Source organism: Acinetobacter terrae (assembly GCF_002135195.1).
Classification (GTDB): Bacteria; Pseudomonadota; Gammaproteobacteria; order Pseudomonadales; family Moraxellaceae; genus Acinetobacter; species Acinetobacter terrae.
On record NZ_NEGF01000009.1, the window covers coordinates 136,420 to 142,419 of the forward strand.

At 41.4% G+C, this 6,000-nt stretch carries 6 protein-coding genes and 2 pseudogenes; 4 read left to right on the forward strand and 4 right to left on the reverse strand.

Features of this window, described 5'->3' with window-relative positions; genetic code table 11:
* Window positions 1–84 precede the first annotated feature (84 nt).
* Together B9T23_RS11190 and B9T23_RS16885 are read left to right on the forward strand one after the other, a co-directional pair.
* A complete protein-coding gene (locus tag B9T23_RS11190; protein ID WP_086194138.1) occupies window positions 85–933 on the forward strand; it encodes a hypothetical protein in 849 nt (282 codons plus the stop codon).
* Window positions 934–951: 18 nt separating this feature from the next.
* Window positions 952–1,038, forward strand: a pseudogene (locus B9T23_RS16885) (recombinase family protein); the annotation flags it as partial.
* Between the two features lie 206 nt (window positions 1,039–1,244).
* Here the strand turns inward: B9T23_RS16885 and B9T23_RS11200 are convergent.
* On the reverse strand, window positions 1,245–1,700 hold the full coding sequence (locus B9T23_RS11200) for a DMT family transporter (protein ID WP_407640424.1): 456 nt from the start codon (window positions 1,698–1,700) through the stop codon (window positions 1,245–1,247).
* Window positions 1,701–1,727: 27 nt separating this feature from the next.
* Window positions 1,728–2,153 (reverse strand): DMT family transporter, encoded by a 426-nt coding sequence (locus B9T23_RS11205; RefSeq protein WP_067723222.1) that lies wholly within the window; start codon window positions 2,151–2,153, stop codon window positions 1,728–1,730.
* A 134-nt stretch (window positions 2,154–2,287) separates the two neighbouring features.
* Here B9T23_RS11205 and B9T23_RS11210 point away from each other — a divergent pair, with 134 nt between their 5' ends.
* Window positions 2,288–3,220 (forward strand): LysR family transcriptional regulator, encoded by a 933-nt coding sequence (locus B9T23_RS11210; protein WP_067723224.1) that lies wholly within the window; start codon window positions 2,288–2,290, stop codon window positions 3,218–3,220.
* Window positions 3,221–3,284: 64 nt separating this feature from the next.
* Window positions 3,285–3,944: an IS6 family transposase gene (locus B9T23_RS11215; protein ID WP_067723226.1), complete on the forward strand. Its 660-nt coding sequence runs from the start codon at window positions 3,285–3,287 to the stop codon at window positions 3,942–3,944.
* A 240-nt stretch (window positions 3,945–4,184) separates the two neighbouring features.
* Here B9T23_RS11215 and B9T23_RS11220 read toward each other — a convergent pair whose 3' ends face one another.
* A complete protein-coding gene (locus B9T23_RS11220) occupies window positions 4,185–5,597 on the reverse strand; it encodes a PQQ-dependent sugar dehydrogenase (RefSeq protein WP_407640427.1) in 1,413 nt (470 codons plus the stop codon).
* 243 nt (window positions 5,598–5,840) lie between these two features.
* Window positions 5,841–6,000 (reverse strand): annotated as a pseudogene (locus B9T23_RS11225) (IS6 family transposase); the annotation flags it as partial.

Here is a 6,000-nt window from a genome sequence, read left to right on the forward strand (position 1 = left end):
AATTAGATCGTAGCGATGGATCAAACAAAGCCTGTCGATAGAGTCCGATCGACAGGAATTACTTTTGAGTAATAAGGCAATTCAATGAATTTTTTTGGATACACAAGTGTAATCGTGACTGAAAAACTGTGGTCAGCGGCTAGATTTAGCAATCTAACCCAATCGGCAATTATTATGATGAGTCAGCGGCTTTGGCTTGGAATTATATTGTCTGGCTTTATTACCAGTCTTGCATTGGCTGCCGAGCCTAAGGAATCTGTAGGATCTATAAGTCCAGTCTTCGCCACGAATTATTATAAAACCCAGATTCATGCAACGCCTGTTCACTCACCAGTACCTAAGCTCAGTACTAAACGCGCCAACTTCAAACAGGAAACTGCCACTCAAGCTTCTGTATATTTAGCAGATTGGGTGATTGATTCAGGTGACAACCAACAGATGCCTTTTGTAATTGTGGATAAAAAGGCAGCCAAGGTTTATGTGTTTGACGCACTCGGGCAATTAACTGGCGCGGCACCAGCACTACTTGGCTTGGCAGTGGGCGATAATTCAATCCCTAATATTGGCACTATGGCCTTAGCGAGCATTAAACCAGAACAACGTACTACGCCTGCTGGTCGATTCGTCGCAGCCTTGGGTAAAAATATACATAATAAAGAAATTTTATGGGTAGATTATGATGCGGCAATCTCACTACATCGTGTTGTTACGTCATCTACCAAAGAACGCCGCTTGCAACGCTTAGAATCCAAAAACCCTTTGGAACGTCGAATTTCGTACGGGTGTATTAACGTTCCCGTCAAGTTTTATGACCAGGTTATAAGTCCATCCTTCACTGGAACAAATGGAATCGTATATGTGTTACCAGATACGCGTTCAGTAAAGGAAGTGTTTGGATCATATAGTGTCGCAGATCGTGCATTTGAGCAGTAATAACTGAATTAATGACATGGAAAGTACCCTTCAAAAATGGCATTAGGTCAGGCATTTGGAATTAGTCGCCAGGCGGTATACCGTTATTTAAAAGCCGGTGAATAACTCAATTGAAATTGACAACTACATTTAGTTTAGCTTATGAAAATCGTGAAACGTGATAAATCAATGAAAAAGCCCATTCGAGGGGGGAGGGGCTTTTTACAAAGAAATATGCTACTGATTTTAAAAGATAAAACAATAAATGTAAGCCCCAAATAGAAATGGAGATGAAAATAAGAAACTATTTTAAAATAAAATCCTTTTTATTTTTAATTCGGCTTGGATTGAATTATGGCAGTAGCACTGCTTTTATAAATACAAAATAGTGCAATAGCTAATAGTAAAAGAGCAGCAACTCTCGATCCATCCATAGTGATAACAGCATTATTAAACCAACCAAAATTATCAATTAATAAACTCATTACTAACTGTCCACTTATTACAGCAACAGTTGTTGCAGCAGCACCAAGTCTAGGCATAGCAAACACAACTATTAACATATAGGCAACACCAAAAAATGCGCCTGTTAGCTGCCATCTTGGAGCAGTAAATAAATTTAAAGAATACTGTGGTTCAAAGAAGAATGCTATTAAGAAGCTAATAAGTGTGCCCATCACAAATGTTAACCAAGAACTTTCTAACACTCCTACTTCTGAACCTAGACGACCATTGATTGATGACTGGGCACATAAGACAGCTCCACCAAAAATAACAACGAGTAACATTATATAAATCATTGGGAAACTTCCTTATTAAATGAGCCAGAGCGCAGCTAAAATGGCAATGAGCGCCCCGATACGATACTTGTCTACAGCTCGTTTATTACTGCCTAATAAGCCCCAATGATCAATAATTAGGCTGGCAGCTACTTGACCAAATAAAATACCTACCATTGTCAAGCCAACGCCAATGAGGGGCGTAGCTACAGTTAAAGAGACGACATATATTGGACCTAACAGGCCGCCTGCAAGTAGCCAGCGTGGTTGTTTGAACATAAGAGAGAGTCGTGGACGACCAAAAATAAGACCAAATGTTAATAAAATAGAACCCAACGCAAAAATGCCTAATGTGGCCCAAATATGCCCAATTTCTTCACCCAGTGGTCCCAGCAAACCAGCTTCAATAGATAGCCCCATGCCAGCAAAAAAGACCAATGGTAAAATCCATAACTGTTTCATACATTACTTACTTAGTAAGAGGAGATGTGAATTATATTGGGTTGTTAGAAAGCTACAATTGATCATTTTTTCAAAACATAATTGCTATAATCGCAACAATAGTCTTACTCGATATATTTTGGGGAAAAATATAAATGCAGTTAAAAGCATTACGTTATTTTGCAATGGTCGCGACTACTGGCAGCTTTTCTGCGACAGCCAAACATTTTCAAGTTCCCTCTTCTTCTGTATCTCGGTTTATTTCTAAACTTGAACAAGACATTGGAAAGCAGCTTTTTTATCGTAATACACGATCCGTTCGGCTGACTGAAATTGGGGAGAAGTACTATATCCAAATCAAGGAGGTACTCGATACGTTGGACTTTGCCAACGAGGAGGCCACAGGGAAAAATTCAAATGTGAGAGGATTGGTACGTATTAATACCGCAGTTGCCCTAGGGCGATTACATATATCGCGCATTGTTAATCAATTGCATGATATCTATCCCGACCTTTCAGTGGAACTAATCCTGACAGATACATTTATTGATCCTGTCCAAGAAGGTGTCGATATTGCGATTCGGATTGGATCACTGCAAGATTCAGCACTGATCGCAAGAAAAGTCTGTGATCAGACCTACGTATTGTGTGCGAGCCCTGAGTACCTTGAGCGCTACGGAACACCTGAAACACCTCAAGATATTCAGAAACATCAATGCCTTGTTTATAAAGGCGTTTCGGGGAGTCAAAGATGGTACTTTCGCCAAGATGAACTCGACAAGCCTATTGAAATAGAACCCCAAGGTCCTTTAAAGAGTAACAATGCTGAAGTGTTGGTTTCAGCGGCATTGGAAGGTAGAGGGATTATATTATTCCCTACATGGATTTTTGAAGAAGATTATTTTAAAAACAATCAATTGGTTAAATTACTCCCTAAATGGCTTTGCACAGTAGAACCTTATGCTGTTGGGATTCATTTAGTCTCTCCTGAAAACAGAATTCGTTCAAAAAAGGTGAGAACCGTTTTAGATTTTATATTAAAGGAAATTGGAAGCCCTCCTTATTGGGATAATATTCTTACTTTTTGAAAGGCACTGTTGCAAATAACCACTCATGGTAAGCTGAATGCTCTTTTAGCTAAAAGTGCAGCATATGAATCCCTTCCATGGTCGGCATTTTCAGGGTGAAATCATTCTTTGGGCTGTGCGCTGGTATTGTAAATATGGCATTAGCTATCGTGAACTTCAGGAAATGCTTGCCGAACGTGGTGTGAATGTTGATCACACTACTATTTATCGTTGGGTTCAGCGCTACGCCCCTGAAATAGAAAAACGTTTACGCTGGTATTGGCGTAATCCTACATATCTGAGCTCGTGGCATATTGATGAAACCTATGTAAAAGTGAATGGACGATGGTCTTATCTGTATCGTGCAGTCGATCAACGTGGCTATACCATTGATTTTTACCTTTCTTCTAGACGTAACAGCAAATCAGCATATTGTTTTCTTGGAAAAATTTTAAATAATGTGAAGAAGTGGCAAATTCCACGGGTGATCAACACGGATAAAGCACACACATATGGAGGTGCTTTATCACGGTTAAAACGGGAAGGAAAATGTCCACCAGACTTTGAGCACAGGCAGGTTAAGTATAAAAATAACGTGATCGAATGTGATCATGGCAAGCTAAAGCGGATCATCAGGGCCACGTTAGGATTCAAATCTATGAAGACGGCTTATGCCACAATTAAAGGTATTGAAGTCATGCGTGCACTACGTAAAGGACAAGCTTCGTCATTTTATTATGGCTAGCCTCAGGGTGAAGTGTGTCTAATCAACAGGGTTTTCGGTCTCTAAGCTTTTTTTAAAGGGAACATCATCGACTCAGATCCCTATTTGCAACAGTGCCCGGATAAAACACCTGACTCCCTATTCTTGTTTTCATCCTTGTTCAACCCGCCCTAATCAACTTCAAGTACTAAGATACTGCTTGGACCTAGGCTTCCATCAAAGACTCAGCTATTAAAAACCTATCATTTACTGTTTAACCAATTAGGGGCTAGCCGCTTTTTCTGCAGTGGGTTGTGAACTCACAGGCTGTTGGCTAGCAGAAGCCGTACTTACTGCTTTATTCATTGAACGATCATAATTTTTTGTACCCACTGGAGATACACGCCAAATCATATTCCCCACATCATCAGCGACCAAAATAGCTCCTGAACTATCAATTTCTACACCGACAGGTCGTCCCAACGCCTCACCTTGATCGCTTAAAAAGCCAGTCAATACATCTTGTGGTTGACCAGAAGGTTGGCCATTTTGAAACGGCACAAAAATGACTTTATAACCACTATGGGGTTTACGGTTCCATGAGCCATGCTGACCAATCAGCGCACCACCGCGATATTGCGGCATTAATTGAGCAGTATAAAATGCCAACCCTAAGGATGCGGTATGATTGCCCAATGCATAATCAGGCTTAATCGCACGTGCTACCAGCTCAGGTTTTTGCGGTTTCACCCGGGTGTCCACATGTTGACCATAATAACTATAGGGCCAGCCATAAAAAGCACCGTCTTTGACTGAGGTCAGGTAATCGGGCACTAGGTCATTACCAATTTCATCACGCTCATTCACCACCGTCCAAAGCGCGCCACTCTGAGGTTGCCAGGCCATACCATTCGGGTTACGTAATCCTGTTGCAAATGGCCGTGCTTTACCAGTGGCAATATCAAACTCCATAATCAGCGCACGACCGACTTCTTTATCGAACCCATTTTCAGCCACGTTACTGTTTGAACCCACAGTAATATAGAGCTTGCTGTCTGCAGGATTGGCAATGACATTTTTGGTCCAATGATGGTTTAGCGTGCCACCCGGTAAGTCCAACACTTTGGTGCCACTTGCTGTAATTTGAGTTATACCTTTTTGGTAAGGAAAGCGCATGAGGGAGTCTGTATTGGCTACATACAGCATATTACCGACCAGTGCCATGCCAAACGGAGAGTTTAGATTTTGTAGAAATACGGTTTTTTGATCAGCCACGCCATCACCATTGCTATCACGGAGCAAGCTAATGCGGTTGGCACTCGGATGCGACGAACCTGCCCTCTTCATCATCAGTTTCATGATTTTGCCTTTAATGCCTTTGCCGTCATCAGGCTTAGCCGGAGCATCGGTTTCGGACACCAGCACGTCCCCATTAGGCAGCACATGCAGCCAGCGCGGATGCTGAAGTTCTTTTGCAAATGCTTGTACTTTTAAACCCACAGCAGGTATTGGCATCGTCCCTGCAGGCCAGCCTTTGGCAGGGGCAATATTCACCGTAGGCAGCAAACTTGATTTGGGCTCAGGAAGATGAGGTTGAGGACCATAGCTGTCTGTGATGGGAGATTTGGAGGGTGACGCGCATCCTGTTAATACCAATACCATGGCAGAGCCCACTATGGGGAGTAAAATAGGCATTAAAAATCGAGCAGACATCTTTTCTCTCCTTATTTTTATTGCAATAGCCCTACCCTTACTGTTACCTATAAATCTATAACTTGCTTTAGTCTTTTAGTAAAAAATAATAATCAGGGAAAATGGATGTTGCCTGCAGGATGTCAGAGATTTTTATTTGTAAATTAATTTTAATGAATAAATTGAGTATTTATGGCACTGTTGCAAATAGAGATTTGAGTCGATGATGTTCCCTTTAAAAAGTGCTTAGAGACCGAAAACTCTGTTGATTAGACACACTTCACCCTGAGGCTGACCATAATAAAATGACGATGCTTGTCCTTTACGTAGTGCACGCATGACTTCAATACCTTTAATTGTGGCATAAGCCGTCTTCATAGATTTGAATCCTAACGTGGCCCTGATG